General features: G+C 57.6%; 20 protein-coding genes and 2 pseudogenes. 15 read left to right on the forward strand and 7 right to left on the reverse strand.

All coding sequences use genetic code 11. The features are described from left to right. Nucleotides 1-222, reverse strand: a pseudogene (locus EN935_RS00005) (methyltransferase type 11); the annotation flags it as partial. 492 nt (nt 223-714) lie between these two features. Here EN935_RS00005 and EN935_RS41725 point away from each other — a divergent pair. Next, complete coding sequence (locus EN935_RS41725) at nt 715-1,104, forward strand: hypothetical protein (RefSeq protein ID WP_245468807.1); 390 nt, start codon at nt 715-717, stop codon at nt 1,102-1,104. 112 nt (nt 1,105-1,216) lie between these two features. Here the strand turns inward: EN935_RS41725 and EN935_RS00015 are convergent, their stop codons facing one another. Beyond that, a complete protein-coding gene (locus EN935_RS00015) occupies nt 1,217-1,501 on the reverse strand; it encodes a hypothetical protein (protein ID WP_127263773.1) in 285 nt (94 codons plus the stop codon). A 484-nt stretch (nt 1,502-1,985) separates the two neighbouring features. Between EN935_RS00015 and EN935_RS00020 the strand changes: the two genes are divergently transcribed. The 5 genes and pseudogenes from EN935_RS00020 to EN935_RS00045 all read left to right on the forward strand — a co-directional run bounded on the left by EN935_RS00020 (nt 1,986) and on the right by EN935_RS00045 (nt 7,486). Next, complete coding sequence (locus tag EN935_RS00020; protein ID WP_127263775.1) at nt 1,986-4,199, forward strand: EAL domain-containing protein; 2,214 nt, start codon at nt 1,986-1,988, stop codon at nt 4,197-4,199. A gap of 110 nt (nt 4,200-4,309) precedes the next feature. Beyond that, on the forward strand, nt 4,310-4,498 hold the full coding sequence (locus tag EN935_RS00025; protein ID WP_109671044.1) for a hypothetical protein: 189 nt from the start codon (nt 4,310-4,312) through the stop codon (nt 4,496-4,498). 616 nt (nt 4,499-5,114) lie between these two features. Further along, entirely contained in the window at nt 5,115-5,582 is a 468-nt protein-coding gene (locus tag EN935_RS00030; RefSeq protein WP_127263777.1) for a hypothetical protein, read from the forward strand. A 518-nt stretch (nt 5,583-6,100) separates the two neighbouring features. Further along, nucleotides 6,101-6,456 (forward strand): annotated as a pseudogene (locus tag EN935_RS00040) (ABC transporter permease subunit); the annotation flags it as partial. An 826-nt stretch (nt 6,457-7,282) separates the two neighbouring features. After that, nucleotides 7,283-7,486: a CsbD family protein gene (locus EN935_RS00045; RefSeq protein WP_127263781.1), complete on the forward strand. Its 204-nt coding sequence runs from the start codon at nt 7,283-7,285 to the stop codon at nt 7,484-7,486. Nucleotides 7,487-7,946: 460 nt separating this feature from the next. Here EN935_RS00045 and EN935_RS41355 read toward each other — a convergent pair whose 3' ends face one another. Further along, the gene (locus tag EN935_RS41355; RefSeq protein WP_127263783.1) at nt 7,947-8,831 is read right to left on the reverse strand and encodes a hypothetical protein; all 885 of its coding nucleotides are present in this window, start codon (nt 8,829-8,831) and stop codon (nt 7,947-7,949) included. Nucleotides 8,832-9,079: 248 nt separating this feature from the next. Here EN935_RS41355 and xth point away from each other — a divergent pair, with 248 nt between their 5' ends. Beyond that, entirely contained in the window at nt 9,080-9,931 is an 852-nt protein-coding gene (gene xth, locus EN935_RS00055; RefSeq protein WP_127263785.1) for an exodeoxyribonuclease III, read from the forward strand. Nucleotides 9,932-10,568: 637 nt separating this feature from the next. Further along, nucleotides 10,569-10,763: a hypothetical protein gene (locus EN935_RS00060; RefSeq protein ID WP_109671030.1), complete on the forward strand. Its 195-nt coding sequence runs from the start codon at nt 10,569-10,571 to the stop codon at nt 10,761-10,763. Between the two features lie 1,471 nt (nt 10,764-12,234). Here the strand turns inward: EN935_RS00060 and EN935_RS00080 are convergent. Beyond that, nucleotides 12,235-12,540: a hypothetical protein gene (locus EN935_RS00080; protein ID WP_127263789.1), complete on the reverse strand. Its 306-nt coding sequence runs from the start codon at nt 12,538-12,540 to the stop codon at nt 12,235-12,237. A 683-nt stretch (nt 12,541-13,223) separates the two neighbouring features. On the opposite strand from EN935_RS00080, the gene EN935_RS00085 reads away from it, so the two are divergent. The 3 genes from EN935_RS00085 (at nt 13,224) to EN935_RS00095 (ending at nt 14,754) form a co-directional block, all read left to right on the forward strand. Then, the gene (locus EN935_RS00085; protein ID WP_245468808.1) at nt 13,224-13,541 is read left to right on the forward strand and encodes a hypothetical protein; all 318 of its coding nucleotides are present in this window, start codon (nt 13,224-13,226) and stop codon (nt 13,539-13,541) included. A gap of 153 nt (nt 13,542-13,694) precedes the next feature. Beyond that, entirely contained in the window at nt 13,695-13,958 is a 264-nt protein-coding gene (locus EN935_RS00090; RefSeq protein ID WP_109671187.1) for a hypothetical protein, read from the forward strand. Nucleotides 13,959-14,463: 505 nt separating this feature from the next. Then, the gene (locus tag EN935_RS00095) at nt 14,464-14,754 is read left to right on the forward strand and encodes a hypothetical protein (protein ID WP_127263791.1); all 291 of its coding nucleotides are present in this window, start codon (nt 14,464-14,466) and stop codon (nt 14,752-14,754) included. Nucleotides 14,755-15,712: 958 nt separating this feature from the next. Here EN935_RS00095 and EN935_RS00105 read toward each other — a convergent pair. The 3 genes from EN935_RS00105 to EN935_RS00115 all read right to left on the reverse strand — a co-directional run bounded on the left by EN935_RS00105 (nt 15,713) and on the right by EN935_RS00115 (nt 16,996). Then, on the reverse strand, nt 15,713-15,964 hold the full coding sequence (locus EN935_RS00105) for a hypothetical protein (RefSeq protein ID WP_127263793.1): 252 nt from the start codon (nt 15,962-15,964) through the stop codon (nt 15,713-15,715). Nucleotides 15,965-16,178: 214 nt separating this feature from the next. Beyond that, nucleotides 16,179-16,616 carry a hypothetical protein gene (locus EN935_RS00110; protein ID WP_109671018.1) on the reverse strand — a complete coding sequence of 146 codons (438 nt, stop codon included), beginning with the start codon at nt 16,614-16,616 and terminating at the stop codon, nt 16,179-16,181. Nucleotides 16,617-16,732: 116 nt separating this feature from the next. Next, nucleotides 16,733-16,996, reverse strand: a complete 264-nt coding sequence (locus tag EN935_RS00115) for a hypothetical protein (protein WP_245468809.1) — start codon at nt 16,994-16,996, stop codon at nt 16,733-16,735. A 168-nt stretch (nt 16,997-17,164) separates the two neighbouring features. Here EN935_RS00115 and EN935_RS41730 point away from each other — a divergent pair, with 168 nt between their 5' ends. The 4 genes from EN935_RS41730 to EN935_RS00145 all read left to right on the forward strand — a co-directional run bounded on the left by EN935_RS41730 (nt 17,165) and on the right by EN935_RS00145 (nt 19,505). Continuing rightward, nucleotides 17,165-17,323, forward strand: coding sequence for a hypothetical protein (locus EN935_RS41730; protein WP_245468811.1), 159 nt, complete (start codon nt 17,165-17,167; stop codon nt 17,321-17,323). A 115-nt stretch (nt 17,324-17,438) separates the two neighbouring features. Beyond that, nucleotides 17,439-17,627: a DUF3606 domain-containing protein gene (locus EN935_RS00125; RefSeq protein WP_127263795.1), complete on the forward strand. Its 189-nt coding sequence runs from the start codon at nt 17,439-17,441 to the stop codon at nt 17,625-17,627. A gap of 397 nt (nt 17,628-18,024) precedes the next feature. Beyond that, nucleotides 18,025-18,216 carry a hypothetical protein gene (locus EN935_RS00135; protein ID WP_109671016.1) on the forward strand — a complete coding sequence of 64 codons (192 nt, stop codon included), beginning with the start codon at nt 18,025-18,027 and terminating at the stop codon, nt 18,214-18,216. 986 nt (nt 18,217-19,202) lie between these two features. Further along, the gene (locus tag EN935_RS00145) at nt 19,203-19,505 is read left to right on the forward strand and encodes a hypothetical protein (RefSeq protein WP_109671012.1); all 303 of its coding nucleotides are present in this window, start codon (nt 19,203-19,205) and stop codon (nt 19,503-19,505) included. Nucleotide 19,506: the final 1 nt, after the last annotated feature.

The following is a 19,506-nucleotide window of genomic DNA, read 5'->3' on the forward strand; positions in this document are numbered from 1 at the left end:
CGCCGGACCGCCAATGCCACTGCCGATATCGAGGATCCGGTCGGTGGGCGAGGGGGCCAGACGGGCAGCATGGTCCTGCGTGGCGATGAGCTCGCGGCCATGCAGCTGGTCGAACGGATAGAGTTGCGCGGCACTGAGACTGTCGAATTTGGCGTCGGGGATCGCGGCCAATATGCGGTCGACGATGCCGTCGCTGCCGTAATGCGTGGTGACGCTGCTCATGGGTACTCCCTAGTGCGCAGCTTCCCACTATTGCGTGAGTTCGGCAATGTTTGGCGCCCGTGGAGTTCCAATGTCCGCGCCGATGAACCCAATTGTCGGTCCGGATATCCTCCGCAAGGCGCTCGGTGGGCGTCGCCCAATCGGTGTAAACGAAGTTCCCTGGTTCGCCTCCAGCTCAGCTGATGGTGGACAGAATAAGAACATCGAAGTCAGGAAGCTCTTGACGATAGAGGAATATATTCCTTATTTGATGAGATGTAGATTAGCAGTAGGCGGTCGGTGAGATCGCGACAGCGCGGCGTGACCGGTCGGACAGAACATCGTTCCGATCAGATCGGGACCAGTCACGGAAATGTGCGGGCGGATAGTCCGGGATGCCTTCTGCCAATGGCGTCGTGTCGAGCAAGCCGATGAACGCCTGCTGAGCGAGCGGCCGCAGCAGAGCCGTTGGGAATTTACGCGTCACAACGCACCTCAGGAGCAGCCGAAGCGATGCATGACCTCATCGATTTCTTCCAGACCAACTCGGTGCTGGTAGTGGCCAATCCAACGGTGTTTGCAACCTGCGCTGTCCTTTTTGCGAGTGGCGGTTTTGTGGTTGGACGATACTTTTTGACCGAACGCCTCGCCAACCTCGAGAGCCGCATCGCGCGGCGCGACGAGGAAATCAAGGAATTGAAATCTCTTGGTTCGGCGAAGCACTCTGAGCCTCCCCTCGTTCCCATCATAGGTACCAGCGCGATCGGCGCATACGAGTGTCGTGAAGTTTCGTGGTGCGAGGCCTGTGGTCGCAATCCCAATGATGACAGCGGCGTTTCAAGCGGCAAAACAGCGGCGAGCTTTGCAGGTCTCGCGTGGCATGGGTCAAAAACAGGACGATGAACAAAATGAGGAGGGCGAAGGCGATTCCGGTGATAAGTGGCATTGCGCGTTCTCTGGCGATCGAACCTGCCGGACGACTGCACTCCCTGACAAAGAAAAGCCCGCAGAACAGTCAGCCCGATCGTATGACGCCCGGCTCTTCGGGGGACGGATCACTGATCGGCTGCCGCCGGGATTCGTCGCGCATCACGTCCGAGAAGTTGACGGTGGCGACCAGATAGCCGGCCTCATCATATACCTTCGTGATCGACGCGGTTTGATCGACGCTTCGATGCGCAAGCAGCACTGCGTGAGCTTTTTCGATGGCGCGCGGACTTGCGAGGTCTACGCTGGCCAACTCTTCCTCGGATATCGTCGTGCGGTCGGAATCGATGGTCTCAAAGCGGAATTTTGGCATGGACATCTCCTGTCATCAAGCAAATGTCCCTTGAGCCGTTGTGTTCCAACTTGGCCATGCGTCGTCATGGAACAACGGGTAAATATCGTCGGCTTCGACCACAGCGGACGGGCAACGGACGGTCCGGCATCCCCTCGTCTGGCCGGCGCCAGGGCGGCCTCAACGCAACCGAGCGATCACATTGGTGCTTCGATGGACTGCACTTGCTCTCAGTGCGGTCGGCGCAACAGAGTAAAGGTCAGCCTTCGCGACCTTGTTGTACTCGTTTTTGGGTCGAACCCGAGCAACATCGTGAGCCCGGCCACAACGCTTGATTCGTCCAGCCAAATCACTGCCTGGCCCGGATCGAATCGCGGCAACGCTAAATTCGGGCCCTCCTTGCCCCTTTCAAGGCGCGACCGCGACACAACATATCACCGAGCAGCTTGTCGAGCGACCGGTGCCTTTTAACCGTCCAGAAGCTTTCCTATTGTAAAGGAGGTTCATGAAACCGCTACGGCATTTTGGCGAACCAACCCGCCGTCTCTTCCTGTTGAGAACGGCTTTGCCCATCATCATTTTCACGCTGGTAGTGGCTACCGTCACCACAGGACTTTTGCTGTGGTCGGCTATCCAGACTGACAGTGTTGCCGTGTCGCGACAGAAAAGCCTAGTTGCCCTTATCGTATCCAATCTGGAGAACGGAGTGGCACATGACCAGGAGAGCGTCACGGTTTGGGACGATGCGGTCAATGCGCTGCGGACCCGCGACGCAAAATGGATCGATACCAATCTCGGAAGTTGGATGCACACCTACTTTGGCCATGACGAGGTCTACATTCTCGACGCCAATGACACCCCGGTCTACGCATTCGTCGACGGCTCGACTGCTGCGTCCTCCAGCTACCGTTCCGTTAGCCAGACGACAGCGCCTCTTGTCGTTCATCTTAGGGCAAGACTGAAACGTGGGGACACCGAGGGAGTAACGGAGCGGGTGCTCACGATAGGTGCCTCCGATATGGCCGTTGTCTCGGGCCATCCTGCCATTGTGAGTATAAAGCCGGTCGTTTCCGACAGTGGCCACATCGCGCAAATACCGGGTCAGGAGTTTCTGCACGTCGCGATTCGATATCTCGATGGCGGTTTCCTTAGCTTGCTGCGCCAGGATTATCTGCTCGACGGCGCGCGTTTCTCCTGGGCGAATAGGCTCGCCTCGGCAGAGACATCTTATCCCCTCATCGACCGATCTGGCTCGACGATCGGCTTCTTCGTCTGGCAGCCATATCGGCCCGGGACCTTCGCCCTTTTTCAACTGCTTCCAATTGTCGTCGCCTTATTCGCGCTGGTGCTGGGCGGTGTCGGTGTAGCCCTGAGGGCCTTTCGCAGGCGAACTTTGAAGCTGATTGAATCGGAAGGTCGAATCTTTCACCTCGCCCACCACGACTTCCTCACGGCGCTGCCCAATCGTGTCCAATTCAACGACCGTTTGGCTGACGCGCTATCGCGACTGCCCTCGACGGGAGAGCAACTGGCAATTCTTTACCTCGACCTCGACAGGTTCAAGCAGGTTAATGATACCTTTGGTCACCCCGCCGGCGATGAGTTGCTTAGGGAGTTCGCAGACCGGCTGAGGCGGCTAACCACTGATGCAGATACGGTCGCGCGCTTGGGAGGCGACGAATTCATCATCATCCAGCGTTCGGTCGCAGGCGAAGATGAGGTCAAGACATTGTGCGAACATTTGCTCGAGACCGCTCGCCGGCCATTCCAAGTCGCGGGAGCTCAGCTCTTTGTGGGGGTGAGTGTCGGCGTAGCGTTCGCTCCAAGGGACGGATTGGAGTGGGTGGAGTTGGTGCGCAGAGCAGACGTTGCACTGTATCACGCCAAAGCCGGCGGCCGCAGCGGTTATGCATTCTTTGGAACCGAGATGGACCAGACGCTGGTAATGCGCAAGGGTCTCGAACAGGACCTGCGCACTGCTTTGCAAGCGCCCTGCCAGATCCAGGTTCACTACCAACCGCTATACACTGCAGATACAAACAGGATGACGGGCGTCGAAGCCCTTGCTCGCTGGTCGCATGTGGAGCGTGGTTGGGTTGCCCCCGACTTGTTCATACCGTTGGCCGAAGAAACGGGGCTCGTTGAACAACTGGGCGAGCTGGTTCTCCGGCAGGCATGTCTCGATGCTGTGCACTGGCCAATAGAGACATTGTCAGTGAACGTGTCGGCTTTGCAGCTGAGCAATCCGAGTTTCGCCATGAGGGTGACGAGCATCTTACTGGAGACTCAGATGGATCCTCGACGGCTCGAACTCGAGGTTACCGAAAGCACGCTATCTCAAAACCGGACTGAGTGCCGGCAAAACATCGAAGCGTTGCGCAGCATCGGCGTGCGCTTTGCTCTTGATGATTTCGGGACGGGATTTTCCTCGCTTGGACGCCTGCAAAGCCTGGACGTCGATCGGATTAAGATCGATCGGAGTTTTGTGCAGGGCTTCGGTCACTCAAATGGTGACGAGGCTATTGTTCAGGCCATAGTCGACCTGGCCCGCGCCACTGGTCTCAGCACCACGGCGGAAGGTGTGGAGACGCAGAGCCAGTGCGATGTTCTGCGCAAACTCGGCTGCGAGCAGCTACAAGGATTCTTGCTGTCCAGGCCCGTGCCCAAGCAAGAGGTTGAAGATCTCATTGCGGGCGCAGCAAGGCGCGCTTCCGCCTGAGGCCGCCGAATTGGCTCCGCCCGGCTGGTGAACGGGCAGTTTCGATATGGCCCCCTCGACTTGCGCCCGCGATGGTGCTTTCCTGTCTTGCTGGAGAGGCAAGGAATGGCATGGCAAGGCTCGGCCGGTTCATACTCTGGCTGTTTATCGCGCCAGGCGACATTCTCTCCGATCGGCTTGGCGTTACCAAAGACCAAAACCGCGACCTCGTTCGCATGCTCGTCAATTCGCTCTTCTGGATATTGATCGTCATCATCGGCTTAGCGATCTGGACGTCACGAATGCCGGCGTTCCGATAAGCGGAGATGTAACTACGCTGTTGAAGTGGTGCAGCGAGCGCAGTTCTCCCGTGGAGCCGACGTATTCAAGCGCCTGGTATTTTCGCTGATCAGGTTGCCATCTTGTGTCCACTGCCAAAGCAGACAAGCGCTCCGGATTGGCTTTGGTGGAACAGCTTCGTCAGCACATAGCTGCGGGGCACAAAGCGGCGCCCGCTGTTTGTTACCCAACTACGACTGAAGTCCTAGCGGTGGCCGGCAAAGGTCCGCACTCGGCAACATTTGGCGCCACCGACCGTTTCGAAACGACCGCCGATTATTAGTCCCTTCATCGTCGGTCGTACCCGCCAGACGGGGGCGGGTACTCATTTGCGGAGGATTCGGGTGCGGCTTGGCGAGGTCATAGCAAAACACGTTCACTGCGCTGCTCGTCAGTGGCATTGTCGGAATTTTGTTCTTCCTCTCGGGTCGGATACCATGGCCCGACCGACATGGACGGATGGTGATTATCCAGCCGATTGACCGAATAACTACGACCTCGACCGAGACTCAACTGCTGCTACCGGCCACTTTTGACGCGACTAAAGCGCCTGCGAGACCGAAGCGTCTGGCCTCGAACCAATGATAGACCAAGCCAATGCCACGTCTTGTGCTGAGCCTATTCGCCTATCTTTTTTGCTCCACGCTTCTTCAGGCTCAAGCGTGGCAGCCCTTCGGCGTCCGGCAGCTTGGCTTCACGTTCGATGTTCCTCCTGGTTTCGTGCTGACACAGCATGAGGATCAGGGTGCAGCTTTTCAGGGCCCAAGAAACGCGTTTCTTGCCGTATGGGGTGCAAGGCTCGGCAAGGCCAGCTTTCGCGCAGAGATCGAACATCGGATGATGGAGGACGAAAAGGCGGGCTGGCAGCTCAGCTACCGGCGCGTCACCCCGAAATGGGCTAGCTATTCGGGAGTCAAGAATGGCGAAATCCGTTACGTCCGTGCCATTAAAGTCTGCAACGACCGCGCCGCTCTTTTCACAATCAATTACAGCAGATTTGAAAAGACACCGTACGATCCAATTGTTGTGCGTATGGTGCGGTCTCTGAAAGCCGAAGGCTGCTAGCCGACAGGCGCAGCGACTTTGTGTTGGTACTGCAACATGGCGTTAGAGCCGCACCACCTTGTCAAGGCGAAGTCTTATTCGCTGGCCTTCCGCATATGCCATCGCGAGCGATTCATGCTCAAATGAATGGGTAAGTTCTCCGTCATCCGACACTATGCGGACGAACCACTCTCCGCATGCCTCGATCATTTCAACGCAAGGTGAGACCTTGCCTTTCGGGTGCACGCTATCCATCGCAGCCTCCCCTAAAAAGGAAGATTAAATCCGTCAGGATCAGGCCTGCAAGGCTTTGTAAAATACGTACATTGCGTAGAACCCACCCGATGCGTTGATGGTCAGAAGCTTGTCGGAACTTTAGCTCGCTCTAATAATTTATGCGGCAGCGGGATCCCAACGGCCCGTGAGCTCCACCCCAGGGGCGACCCGCCGCTGCCGTGAATGGGGCGGCGGGATTCCGCTGAACTTGGGGTCAGTCAACACCATGCGCGACGGCGTTCCGGTCCGAACATGCACCCTAGAAGCTGCCGTTCCTGATCAGCCAGGGCGTTGTCACCACGCTCTACGTCTCGGCGATTTCCATCGTCATCGCTTCGGTCATCGCGGTCGCCGGCGCGGTCGCCAAGCTTTCCAGCAATGGTTTCGCCTGCGCCATCGCCAGCTTCTACACGTCCTTCTTCTGCGGCCTTCCGCTGCTCATGCAGGTTTACCCGATTTATCTCGGCCTGCCGCAACTCGGCTTCGTCATCAACGCGGTGCCTGCCGGCATCCTGGCGCTTTCGCTCTGCTACGGCGCGTACATGACCGAGATCTTTCGCTCCATACAAAGCATCGACCGCACCAGTGGGAGGCGTCGCGCTCCATGGGCTTCGGCTTCGCCTTGATAGTCGGCCACCTCAAATTGCAAATTGAAGCACTTTCACGCCTCACAGCAGCCGGTCTGCCCATAGTGAAAATCTATCCCCACGGCCGTCACGACCGACGCAAAAGTCATCCGGCAGGACATCCTTGGTAACCCTTTTGGCGCAATTGCGTGAACACTGAGGTTTCATGAGCTTGCGAGTTTCCGGGTCATCATGGTCCTTCCAATGGCTCTCGCCGCACCAGTCATGACCTAGGGCTGGAAGGCGGTCATTCACGGTTCATTCATCATATTAGGCCACGATCATATGCGGACATGACAGGTAGATAGTACATGCCTCGAAGCCCTCGGCGCTAGTGATGCGCCGGGGGCTTTAACTTTCATCTCCGGCAGCACGTTTGCCTGTGACATTGTGGTGGTTCCCGATCTGTCGACGGAGATGAGAAGCATCACCACCGGCACCCAGCGAAATAGGCGCCAACGCAAGCGCCACTTCACGGAGCCTCCTGCAGAATGGACGAAAGTTCCGACAACATTTCACCGATTGCCAATGGGCCGAAACGGCACTTCGCTCGCAGGTGGTAACTTGAGATCGACTTCGAACCGGTCACCCAATCCTCGCTCGCGATCACTGCGCGGCGTGTGGAGTGCCCCGGAGCGCTCGCGCTGCCTCACAATGGCCGCAACCACCGTCAAGCTGTTCCGTGCGTTTTACAATTAGCTTAAGTCCTATCGCCCGCGAAACGCGCGCCGGCAGGTTCGTGGTCCCGTGGAACCCCACGGCCACAAGACCGTTTCATCGTGAAACGCAGTCTTTCACCGTGAAACGGAGGTCGCTACCATGGATTGGAACCGGGTCGAAGGAAATTGGAAGCAGGTCAAGGGGAAGGTGAAGGAGCAGTGGGGCAAGCTCACTGATGATGATCTCGACCGCGTCGCGGGTAAGCGCGATCAGCTCGAAGGCATAATCCAGGAACGCTACGGCATTGAGAAGGATCGCGTCCGCCGTGACGTCGATGACTGGTACGATCGACAGGGCTGGTAGGTTCACGGCACCTTCGCCTACCACGGTCGCTGGTTCACATAGTTTGGCCGTCGCAATTGCTGGGGTACTTTGGCTGCTCAACTTTAGGAGCTACCCGGCCATGCGGAGCTGCGGCAGCCCTGCATGGCGTGTCGGTTCGCCATAGCTGGCAACCACGCGGTCTCGGCCCGGCATCCCAAGGCAGAGTCGTTCCATGATAGTGCCCTAGACTTGGACAGGCGATAAGCATGAGTGACGAAGTGGCGCCCATGGCGACGACGCTGGAGCGTCTGCACAATCGGGCTAATCCACGATGAGCTCTTGTCGAACGGGGGCGTTATTCGAACCATGTGCTTTGGCGCTTAACTTCTCGTGCGCGGCCGTTGTCCGGCGATCGGGCGCGGTCTTATGCGCGCCGAGCTACCCCAAGGCTCGGCGACTTGAGCAATGCGCGGATAACGAAACGAATGTGAGCACGGATTTACGGCGCGTGACTTCGCCTCCTGTGCTCCCTGCTGCGAGCCTTTCGACGGGCAACTCTCAGTTCAGCAAGGGTTGGCCTCCACCAGCCTCTTAGGCGTTCAGCCGGCCCGGCGGCTGATCGAGCAGGCCATGTGCTCACAAGTTCGGCCAGGGTTGCCGAACGCCAGTTACCCCAAACGAAGTCACCACTTGCAGGCAAGGCGTGGGGATAGAAGGCGGCTGCGTCTGACAGCTCAACGAGTTCACCGGCAAATTCGCTGAAGACGACAATCCCGTACTGCTCGGTGGCGACGGCGCGGCCCAAGGTGGGTAGATCCTGAGCTGGCAACGGGTAGCGGTGGCGCCGGCGTTCACCAGCCCGCTGTTGTGCGGCTCTACAGGCTTCGGTGTTTCTGGCGGCCGCACGTCGCCGTTTTCTTTCCTCCGGTTCGGCATGCTGGGCAGCCCGTTCGATGCTTGGCCATCGTGCCCGGAGAGCCTCATATGAGCGGAATGGAACTCTCCAGGCCCGCAATTCATCGTCCCAACTCGCCCACGGGACAGCGCGCAGTTCTTCAAGCACAGTCCTCGAATAAGGCGTGCGGACGCGCAGGTCGTCCGCGATGTCCAGATACCGGCTTGAGATTGGCTCGAAGGCGAAGGCATCTCGTCCCTTGCTATCGTCATGGGGTACTCGCAACGCCGCCTCTTGCGCCAGCCAGCGGTCGATCCGCTGGGCTGCGGTCTTTCCGGGTACGAACCAGCTCTTGCGCTCGTCGCTCCATCTGGCACGCGGAAATGCTTGCTGAAACCGCTCGACCGCCATTCGATCGTATGAAAAGCGAGCTTCGGCACCAATTGCGTCCTGTTTCTGGGGCGCGGGACCGGCGTTGGAATCCGTCATAGTGCATCAACCGAGTTGGCTGGATGGAACGCCGCGCCAGCCCTAAGGTTCATTAAACGACACGCCGCAGAAATATGGCGCCTGAATGATGCCCAATGCTCGGGAGCGGCGCTGTGAACTTTCCCCGCGCTGGGCGGTTAAGGAGAGCCGATGGATGAACGATGCCTCAGGTTGGCTAGGCCGCTCAGCCCTGGAAAGACCACTGACAACTTCATGTTCATATCGGCAAGGTTTGTTGAGAACTCCAGGTGATCCGCATCGCAACCTTCAACTTGAACGGCGTGAACGGACGTCTGCCCGTGCTCATCAAGTGGCTGGGCCAGCACGACTATGACATCGTGTGCCTTCAGGAATTGAAGACGTCGGATGAGAAATTTCCTGCCGAAGCCATTAGGAACGCTGGCTACGGCGCGATCTGGCACGGACAAAAATCCTACAATGGTGTAGCCATACTAGCCCGGGGAAAAATGCCGCTGGAACGTCGACGCGGCCTGCCGGGGGATTCTGGTGACACTCACAGCCGGTACATCGAGGCCGAGGTGGATGGGGTCGTCGTGGGATGCCTGTACCTCCCAAACGGCAATCCGGCGCCGGGCCCGAAATTCGACTATAAGCTGCGCTGGTTCGACCGTCTGATCAGCTACAGCCAGTTACTGCTCACAGAAGGTGTCACAACCGTTCTTTGCGGCGATTACAATGTCGTGCCAACGCCGATCGATGCCGCGGTCCCAAGACGTTGGGTAGGCGACGCAGTCTACTTTCCGGAGAGCCGGCAAGCCTATGCCAAAATGCTTGGTGACGGCTGGATCGATGCCGTCCGTCGCATCCATCCGGAGAAAGGCATCTACACCTATTGGAACTTCTCCTACGGGGGCGGTTATGACCGAAGCTCAGGCCTGCGCATGGACCATCTCCTCCTCAGCCCAACCCTTTCGACCAGCTTACGTGATGCCGGCGTCGATGCTGCCTTGCGAGCTTGGGAAAAGCCGAGCGATCATGCGCCAGCTTGGATAGAGCTCGATCTTCCGGGAAATCGAAAAACGCCATCACCCACCGCCGACAAAAGTTCCATTCTGGCAAATTTCGTTCCTGGGCCCTAGAGTTCACAACTGCTTTTGTGCGACCGCCTGAACGATGGTGAACGGTGAAAGCATCTGGACACATACCTCAACCTAGCGCCATGTCATCGGATGAACGATTGCGAAAACGCGGTGCAACCGTGGGGAGAAGGCCGCAGCGTTGTCGCGCCTATGACTGCCGCGTGGCACCCAGATGTCTTCAGCGGCGACCCCCAGGCTTCGGTCAGCAACTTCGTGATGGGCCGCCTTGCTTAAGATCCGAACCGGGCAGTGACTTGGTTGCCCTGACAGATCGTTCAAGAAGCGGATCCGCCCGAAAATCGGACTGTCAGACATCCTAGAATCACTACCTGAGGAGCGCCGCGCGGTGATGTAGACCTTATGGCGGTCGAGCGCTTTGCGCACCGCGGCGCTTTCCATTCTGGCTGGTGACCGAACTGACCATTTCTATTACGCGGACTCTTGTATCGCCCGCGCCCAGCGGACGCGGGCCTCCCAAGACACCAAGATCAGCAGCCGTGCCAGGACGGAACGCGGCAGCCGCGATTGAATTAGCTAAGGCTGAAAATAGTTCCAGAATCCGAAATGTTGCCCCCGTGGCCGCAACAAAGCCAAGGGCCGCACGTTGGTCGGTTGGAGAGCCTTTAGGAGCGCGCTGGTGCCGAAATATCATGTCGAGGAAATGGACGGCGACAGCGTCACAGCGGCCCACATCGTCAATGCGACCACGCCTTTGAAGGCCGCCAGGGAAGCAACCGAGCGCGAAGTCACGTTGCGCACCAGCGAGCCAGTGTGGATCCGGGTCACGGACGAAAAGCGCGGCCACGTCTTCGAGTACAGTTTCAGCCTATGACGAAGCTATCAGACCTTGGCCCTCCAATTCCCGGCACGCTGCACGGCGGTGAGGATATCCCGGAAGATCAGCATTTCTATCATGCCCCTCTTGCGGGCAGAAGGTCGATCAGCGCGATTTGCGCCATGGGGAGCCATGGCACGAGCCGCTGGAACTCGAAGATAGCGCCGAGATCATCCAGTTTCCTCGTAAAGAATAAGATAGGCCCCGCCGGCCGGCGCAGATGGCATCGCATAAGACTGAAGTCCATTGCCAGTCAGCCAAAAGGCCATGCCCGGAACATTCCTCCATTCCGGTTGTTCTCGGCTTAGCTTAACCGGAGCCCGACAGGGCACCGCGTCAGGGGAACTGCACATGCCTTTATCCGATGATCTACGCGACATGCCAATGGAGTTTCAGTGCCCGGCTTGTTCGCATCCAATGGTCAGACTCGGCTCCTGGCTCCGAACGATCGGCGCGTTCAGATGCGATAGCTGCGGGGTTTCGGTCCGCATCGGCTATGCAAAAAAGCTGTCTATCTTCGAGCGCTATCGTAGGAATTCACAGTCTCAAAAGAGTTACAACGGCACCGACAGGGACATGCGCCGAGCCCCTCGCGGGTTGCCGCTCAAACATCCTAGTGCTGACAAATCCGATTCGGAAATGGCCGGCGCGTTATTGCCCGGTGAGAACAATAGTGAAACTAGCGCCGGCCACTGCGGCAACTTTGAGGGGATTGCCACCTGGCTGAGTTAGAGCGAACTAATGGGCCGGCAATTGCTTGGTTAAAACCGTACAGAGAATCTCCCTGGGGCAACCCTCAAAAGAGAGTAAAAATATTCCCTTCGTCGGAAGGGAGGCCGCGATGGTTCAACCACATTTAGATAGCGCAAAAGCGGTCATCGAAGCGGCCGCTCTCGTTAGGCAGCACACGATGGCAGGAACTGCCGGATTCTTTGGGGACATGGATCGATCCCGGAAGTCTATCCAAACGTCACGAGATCTCCTGAGGCGCCTTCGTGAACGTCATCGCGACGACATGGCGCGAGCTTGGGAGGATACAGGCCCGGTTCCCGTTGTTGTCTCGGCCTTCGATGCGGACATCCTCCGCTCTGTATTTCGAGATTTGATCCTGGAAACGAAGGTACCAGAGGCCCAATGGCGCAATCTGGCTAGGAGCCTGGTATTCGAATTTACCGGATGCGATCGGACCGAAGCAGGCTTGGTTGACTGGATCATCAGCAAGTAGCCAGTCGCCCTAACGTGAAATTAAAAGCCCGCCACCTTTCGGCGGCGGGCAAGGTCTCATGGGGAAGCACTCTGTGGGTCAGTGCACGTAACGAATTTCGTCGGCGTGACAATGTTCCACAACTGCAGACACGTTGCACAAAAAGCCGCCCAAGGCAGCGGTACATTCCGTGTACCGTAGACGGCGCCAAATGTTGGCGCAACTCGTCCAGCCCGCTACATAGCCTTGAAAGGCGCCCGGAAACTATGTCTCGTCAAACCGACCTTCCCGGGTAGGATGACGGGCTATGGCGGCCTCCTCTTCATCGTCAGGCAAGGCGTCGTCGCTGTTCTGATAAGCGTTGTCATCGTCTTCCTCGACGCCATCCATTTCGATACCGGTATTCGTTTGGGCTGTTGCGAGATTGTCGTCGCGGTCGGGTTCGATGCCGATAGTCTCGCCCTCACCATGGACCTGATCACGATGCCAGTCGTTGGTCTTGTCCGGCGTTTTGACAACTGCTTCGCGAGTCCCCCGGTCTGTGTCCTTGCGGGGGTCGGGGCCGGGCATATCGAGCTATGATTTGGGGTGCGTGGCGTGGTTCTCCTTTTGAAGACAAACCACTTCGGACATTCAAGGTTCCTCACCCCGCCACGCAGCACGCGCCAGATGTCGTGCCGATAGGCGTTGAACAGTGAGGCCACGGCAGGGGCTGCCATGCCGGTCACACCCTCGACCGAATTGGTAAAAGCCGGCGGCCCGGTCCAGCGGGCTCTGCCCTTCCTTCGTTCGCATGTTTCACTAAAATTCCCAGGAATACATATTTCTTCACCAGCCGGCAGCACATCCCAACAACATGCCGCCGGTTAGGTCCAGCGGCCCTCGCTGCGAGCCCCCTCGCAACTAAGCCGTTGGGCCGCAAGTTGTGGAATCGCGCCGGCACGAAGGCGCCGAAGACAAGGAAGTGTTGCCCGATGCCACGGACAGACAAAGGGGAGGCGCTGAGGCTGTCAGTTTTTGTCGATCCTACCGACGCAGTAAATGCCGCAATGGAGCTCTATGGCTCGGAGGCGCAGACCGCAGCGGCCTACTGTGCAATGGAAGCTCACTTCGCGGGTCGACCAGCCGATTTCCGTTTGTGGTGCTCAGTCTTCCGAGAACTCACCCGCGCCAATATTCATTGACGCGCCTGTGTTCGATCCGGATAAGGCGAAGTTCTACCTCAAGGCAGGTCAGTCGAACCATACCTGGATTTGAGTGCGGCAGACGCCGCGTTTGGTGGCATGAAAGGCGAGTGGGAACAGCGGATGGGGGCCGAACGTTCTGTGTTGAGCCAAGGAGCAAACGACATGCGAAAATGCGCAATCGCCGCTGGCGTGATCAGTCAGTTTATTGTTTCGGCCTTTGCAGCCACTGAATATTGGGTGGCGAAAGATGCGGTCTCGAAGCAGTGTGAGGTGGTCACGAAGAAGCCCGATGGAACCCTGGTTATCCCTCTCACGAAGACCAGATACAAAACAGAGGCGGAGGCGAACGCAGCAATGACAAAAATGCCAAGCTGCAAGAAATAACTGCCGCTGGGCAGTCCTGTCCGCCGCTGTCCCCGTCATCCGGCCACCTCAGCTGCTGCATGTGTTTGGAGCGCTTGGGTCCGCAAGCGGAACAAAGGAGCTAAGTGACAATTTCTAATGGAAAGGATTGCGGACGCAAAACGGATTCGTGCCATGACAATGCTATTCGAACTACTCGACTCGGATGGTCGCCGGCGAAGCGCGCTCTACCACGCGGCGCGGTTGTCGATGCTCCATGATCGAGTACTGATGCGTTTCGACAAGGTTGAAGAAGCGGCCGACAAGGTTGAGCGTGCCGCCGCCTTCCTGGTTGATGTTGCCCACGGAACCGCCATCGACGCGTTCGATGACGCAGCTTTCAGCAATTCGTCGGCAGCTTTCCTTCACCTCGAAGTGGGTCAGACACTCGGACTCTGACTGCGGAGACCAACATTCGATCTTGGCGCCTCCTCGGCGGAAGCGGAGCACCGGGCAAGGGCAGGCATGACCTGGCCTGAAAGAGTGAGATTCCTGACCGGGTTCAGTAAGGAACTGGTTCAGGCGATTTTCCGTCGAGAACCCTCCTGCCGGTCTTGTCGGCGCAGCCGAGAGCGGCCCCTACAAGTTCGAGGGGCGACGCTCAAGGAATACCCTGGGCTCGGATATGTCTGGCTTGGGATGAACGTGGACAACGGCCGCTCAAGGACATCCGGGTTCGGCAGGCTGTGCAGTATGCGATCAACGTTAACATGGTTCTCCAGGCCTCAAGTTGGGAAATTACCGTTCATCGTCATCTCCGGTTCCATTCGCCCACCGCTTCGGTAAGGTCTGACGCAGGCCAGCAGCGAGAGCAGCACCTTTTTTCGACGCTCTCCGACTTCCACAGGGCGGGAAAAGTTGACGGGACTTGAGTGACGGCAACAAAAGGTGATTTGAGTTTCAGATGAGCCGCATATCGATCGCCCAAGAGCTTGAGAGTGCCGCCGACCGCATCGCGGATATGTCGCGGGCGGATTTGCAGATCATCCTTCGGCGGGCCGCCCTGATGCTCCGCAATGTGGCTGGCGTGCCTCTGGAACCACCGACCGAGGATGCGTTGAATTCAATCGCCGCAGAGATGAAGATGACCCGCCCCGACCTCATCGCGACGATTTTGCGGGATTGGCTTGAGACAAACACCTACCTGCCTTTCCATGTGTTTGACGATGACACAACGACAGATGGGCGGGGATAGGGCTTCCGCGATCACGCCATAACGCCAAACTGAAGAATCGACCAAGCTTCAGACGCGGCGGACCTGGTTGTCCGCATGGCCGGCGCCGAATCCCATAGCTCCCACCCTTGGCGCCGGCCATCTTGCGATTGCAGGTATCCAGATGCATTCTGCGCATTATGCCCGAGCAGCAATACCTGGACCATCGCCTCGAATGCCCGTATTGCCTCACAATACGACTGAGAATTCCGGATGGCGCCAAACCGGAAACCCAGATTGTTTGCGATGATTGCGGAAAGTACCTCGGGACGTGGGATGAACTGCTGACCGACTTTGAGAAGCAAGGTGGAAACACTGGGGTGTTCCGTCTCGAAAAGGGTCGGATCAGGCGGGTCGATTAGCAGGACAGGCCGGCTGAAAACTCGGCTACGCCTAAGGGTTCAAAGGCTTCTTCAACATCCGTGCCTCTCGCACCAGGGACGCCCAATTGAACCCGAGGAAGCTGATAAGCTCGCGGGCTTGTGCTTCGGTAATGCCAGTCTCGTCGACAAGACGGCGGGCCATGGTGCCTCTACCATCGGTCGGCGGCTTGCCTGGTTCATCAACCACAGATTGTTCCCCACCCGACCGAACGGTCTCGAAGGGGAAACGTTCCGGAGCTAGCCGGTCAGAGCGCTTTCTCTACGTCTGAATTCAAAATAGCGAGGTCGAAACCGGGTTGGCAGCGTCACAACAAGGTCAGTGACGCGGATCCACTTGCAGCAAGCGCCTCGCAGCGTAACCTTCTGTCCTAACGCTGCCTCTGCTGCCTCGAAAGGCGTGCGACCCTTTGCGTCGAACGTCGAAACAATGGATTCCCCGTCCATTTCCTCAATGCGGTAATTCTTCATGGGCTGCCTTCGGATGGGTGGGCACCGAGCGAATCGTTCTGACCAGGATAGGGTTTCGTTAGCTATCGCTCAACTAAGACCGAAGTCCCTCAGCGCCTACCCGGCCGGGTAGGCGGCCTAACCGGTCCTGTGGTGCTCAACGGGATGAACTCGACTTCCTGCCCGGTGACATCCCGCACGGCTTTCAACAGCACCTCATGCAAGAGGCGCGTCTGCCGGTAGTGGTCGCAATGCAGCGATATGAACGGCTTGAGGATGCTTAGGTGCAGCGCTTCCGCTGCCACCAGAAAGCCCTCGATTTCAGCCTGGGATAATTGCTTTGACGGTTTTGATCTGACCATTTGGCGAACTCCTTGGTTGAGGAATCGCCGCAACGGAAGGATTATATTCCTCGCCTCGATCTCGGTGGCAAGGGCTATTTGGGCAAGCAAGGCTTCATAATGCACAGTTGCATCTTGCGCAGCATATAACGCCCGCCGTGTGGCAGCGTGCCACCGCCACACGAACGGCTCGGCAACAAAGTCGCCAACAGTGGCGAATGCCCCGTTGCAGACCTTAAGCTGGGATCAAGAGTGCAATTCGATGGATGCCAACCACCTTGCTGATGTTGGTGGCTTTATCTGACTTTCCCTTGCCGCAGCTGTAGATGCCGCCATCTTTGACGGTATAGGCCGGAATTCCTTTCTTCTCGATTTTGAACTCCCCGGCAATGATGTGGCAGATCATGTCCATATCCATCATGGGCTGGTCGTCCGGATCCGAAGCTCCAGGTTGGTAAATCACATCGATTATCTTGATGCTCTTATAAGCACCGATCTGTGACTCCTGTTCCCCGACTTCCACCATCCGTCGCCCGTGCCCCATGTCCATGCCATCGGTGGCGCTATAGCTGGGCGCTGCCGCCTCCGCCGGGGCTGCTAATAAAAATACGGGGGTCGCGGCGGTCGCGGCGAGACCAAATTTAAGGGCTGATCTGCGATTAAGGCGTTCCATGTACGGTCCTCCCTTTGAGCAGTCGTGCGATAATTCGCGCAAGGGACTCGGCGCTCAAGTTCGAAAACTGTCAACCGTTCTCTCCGAAGCGGAACCGACCGACAGACTGGTCATCCTCATTCCTCACGAAAGTCCTGCAGTGAAGCGTGCCGCAAATCCTCCTCGCCGCGCAAGTGCTTCACGCGGCCGATGATGCCCGGCTTGACCCACTGCGTCGCCGCCCGCTTCATGCCCTTCGGCGCCGTCCCTGCATGGTCCTGGACACGCTTCCACAACCGTTCGCGCATTTCCCGGTTCATGGCGATGAACGCCGACCCGACATAGCGTCCTGTGCCCCGCTCTGCCATCAAAGCGAAGGCCGGCTTGCCCGCTTCGTTCACAGAGTAGCATTTCGCCTTTAGCCAGCTGGTCGATGGGCCGCTGCGATATCTGCTGTCGCGCCGTTTCGACACCATACCGGTGCAGCGAGCGACAAAATGGCGTGAGGTCCGAGAGTTGGCAACGAGATCACCCTGACGGCCACCATCCTGAAAGTGATGGACGACGGCGTGTCGAGCGTTAGCATTCCCTCCTACAATTTTCCCCTTGCCATCGACACGGCGAAGAAGGCGAAGGCCGGACAGAAGGTCGATATCAGCGGTTTTGCAACGCGCGTCGATGAGGAAGACGAGAAGGTACGGTCCGGATCGACGGAGGCGGACTTGTGACTATGGATGTCGATGCTATCGCAAACCTCTCCACGACGTCGCGAGTGAATGTTCGGGACTAACGAATGGAATCCGGTGTGATCTTCGATGTTGTTTTCGCCAGGAGCAACCGACAATGGCAGACGACAAGAGCAAACGTGATTTTCGTGACCGCGACCGCGTAGCAGGCGACCAAGAATACGAGGTCGGCTATTTGGCCAGCAAGTTCCAACTTACGATTCCTAAAGTGCGGGAACTTATGAGAAAGCACGGCAACGACCGTGATTCGCTGGAGCGTGAGGCAAAGGCACTGGGCAGCCGATGATGAAACAATCAGATCTTGGCCCGCCGATCCCTGGCAAGCTGCATGGCCGGTATCCGACGAGCGCGACCATTTCTACAATTGTCCCAGCTGCGGGCAGATGGTCGACATGCGCGATCTGCGCCAAGTCATCTGGCATGAAGAGACGAAGCACAAGCCTCGCCTCCTGCTGCTGGATTAGCTAGTGCTTCCTTTCCTGCGGCCCGGACGTGATCCCGCCGCCCCATTCACGGCGGCGGCGGGCGCCCTAGGGATTTCGGGACTCGCGGGGTGTTGGGTTCCCACTGATGCACAAAATACCATCAGGCGTCGGCCGGTTCCTAGGCAATGTACGCATCTTACCAAGGCTTGCCGGCCTGATCCTGGCGGATTTAAAATTCCGCTTTAAGGGGAGGCTACGATGGACAGCGTGCACCCGAACGGCAAGGTTCCGCCTTGCGTTGAAGTGATCGAAGCCTGCGGAGAGTGGTTCGTCCGCATAGTTGGCGACGACGAAGAAATCACCCGCTCATTTGATCTGGAATCATTCGCCCTGTCCTACGCGGAAGGCCAGCGGATCCGGCTAGGTCTCGCCGAGTTCAAGCGGCTGTAGGAGACGCGATGCCTCTCTCTCAAAGCCTAAACTTAGTCGAGATGGAATCCGATGCTCGGAATGCGGATGTGGCTTCGTAAAGCCTGGGCGCTGGTTTAAGTCTGCCGCTCAACATCGTTGCGACGGTTGCCATCACGTCACGCACCTCACCTACTCCAATAAATTGGCATTGTTCGACAAATACGCCAAGCTTCTGAGCACGGGTTCTGTGGCGAGGGCCGATGCCGCGAGAGTATCGCGCAGAGGCATCAACCTCTTTCCGTGCAGCGGAAGAGGCAACACGCCGACCTTTGATGCTCCACCGGACGGGAGACTACTTCCTTGAGGTGACCGACGAGGCCACTTGCTCTACTGATCCGAGCCCCTAAGATTGGGGGACGCTTCCAAATAGTCGACAGATTCCAACCCAAGACGAAAGGAATTCGCGCACCGCCGCTGCCCGGCTGGGCATCCGCCTCTTCCAAATCGCCAAGCCTCTAGCGCCGCGTAATCCTCCTCGCTGAAAGAACTTATCAGTGCCAAGATCATGGAGCGCTATAAGACCTTGAACCTCTGTACTGAGCAGCCTCAAGCCACAATGCGAGCGCAATCGATGGAGAACGTGCCTTAACTTCAAAATCATGGCCCCTGTACCCACCTGACGCGATCCATACAGTCTTTGAGCGCTGGTAGATCGCGATGCCCCGTGTGCTCGCCCAATTGCACAGTTCTTCATCATTTCGATACATTACTTCGGCCCCCGCCATCCCTAAATTCGTTATAAGCAACAAACGTGCCAAATTTATGAATAGATGTTACTGATTGCAGTGCACCACAAGCTTTACTGCACCTACGGCAACTGCTTCCCGTGTAGGATCGTAAAGTCCCGCTTCATTTCCTGTATGACACGCGTGCATAGACGGGTCGTTGACACCTGCCCTGTGAAAGGCGTACGTCGCCGTTCGCACCCGCGTCCAGGGCGCGCTTTTGCCCATAGAGGTACCAAAATGGACGACAATTATACCAATGCCCGTGAACACTTCTTCGGTGCAATCCGGGCGCTGGCAGCCTCCGAGGATAGCATTCAAGCGAGGCTGATTGAGGCGAACGTGAACATTCTGAACGTCACGATCGATGAATTCGACGGTGACCGTGAACTCAAAATCAAATTTGCAAAATTGCTGGACCTTCTGGCGGTTGATCAGGATGACTTGGAGACGGTCGCTACCGAGAACGCGGCGCACATGACTGATTTCGAAGCTGTAAAAGTCGCCGATCTAATCTGCGATTTCTATTGCGAGATCACCTAGC

It is taken from the genome of Mesorhizobium sp. M7D.F.Ca.US.004.03.1.1, assembly GCF_003998635.1.
Taxonomy (GTDB): domain Bacteria; phylum Pseudomonadota; class Alphaproteobacteria; order Rhizobiales; family Rhizobiaceae; genus Mesorhizobium; species Mesorhizobium loti.

Bases quoted from the DNA above. Each gene is read 5' to 3' on its own strand.
- EN935_RS41725 (WP_245468807.1), top strand. From the start codon at position 715: ATGCATGACCTCATCGATTTCTTCCAGACCAACTCGGTGCTGGTAGTG.
- EN935_RS00015 (WP_127263773.1), bottom strand. From the start codon at position 1,501: ATGCCAAAATTCCGCTTTGAGACCATCGATTCCGACCGCACGACGATA.
- EN935_RS00020 (WP_127263775.1), top strand. From the start codon at position 1,986: ATGAAACCGCTACGGCATTTTGGCGAACCAACCCGCCGTCTCTTCCTG.
- EN935_RS00025 (WP_109671044.1), top strand. From the start codon at position 4,310: ATGGCAAGGCTCGGCCGGTTCATACTCTGGCTGTTTATCGCGCCAGGC.
- EN935_RS00030 (WP_127263777.1), top strand. From the start codon at position 5,115: ATGCCACGTCTTGTGCTGAGCCTATTCGCCTATCTTTTTTGCTCCACG.
- EN935_RS00045 (WP_127263781.1), top strand. From the start codon at position 7,283: ATGGATTGGAACCGGGTCGAAGGAAATTGGAAGCAGGTCAAGGGGAAG.
- EN935_RS41355 (WP_127263783.1), bottom strand. From the start codon at position 8,831: ATGACGGATTCCAACGCCGGTCCCGCGCCCCAGAAACAGGACGCAATT.
- EN935_RS00080 (WP_127263789.1), bottom strand. From the start codon at position 12,540: ATGCCCGGCCCCGACCCCCGCAAGGACACAGACCGGGGGACTCGCGAA.
- EN935_RS00090 (WP_109671187.1), top strand. From the start codon at position 13,695: ATGACAATGCTATTCGAACTACTCGACTCGGATGGTCGCCGGCGAAGC.
- EN935_RS00095 (WP_127263791.1), top strand. From the start codon at position 14,464: ATGAGCCGCATATCGATCGCCCAAGAGCTTGAGAGTGCCGCCGACCGC.
- EN935_RS00105 (WP_127263793.1), bottom strand. From the start codon at position 15,964: ATGGTCAGATCAAAACCGTCAAAGCAATTATCCCAGGCTGAAATCGAG.
- EN935_RS00110 (WP_109671018.1), bottom strand. From the start codon at position 16,616: ATGGAACGCCTTAATCGCAGATCAGCCCTTAAATTTGGTCTCGCCGCG.
- EN935_RS00125 (WP_127263795.1), top strand. From the start codon at position 17,439: ATGGCAGACGACAAGAGCAAACGTGATTTTCGTGACCGCGACCGCGTA.
- EN935_RS00135 (WP_109671016.1), top strand. From the start codon at position 18,025: ATGGACAGCGTGCACCCGAACGGCAAGGTTCCGCCTTGCGTTGAAGTG.
- EN935_RS00145 (WP_109671012.1), top strand. From the start codon at position 19,203: ATGGACGACAATTATACCAATGCCCGTGAACACTTCTTCGGTGCAATC.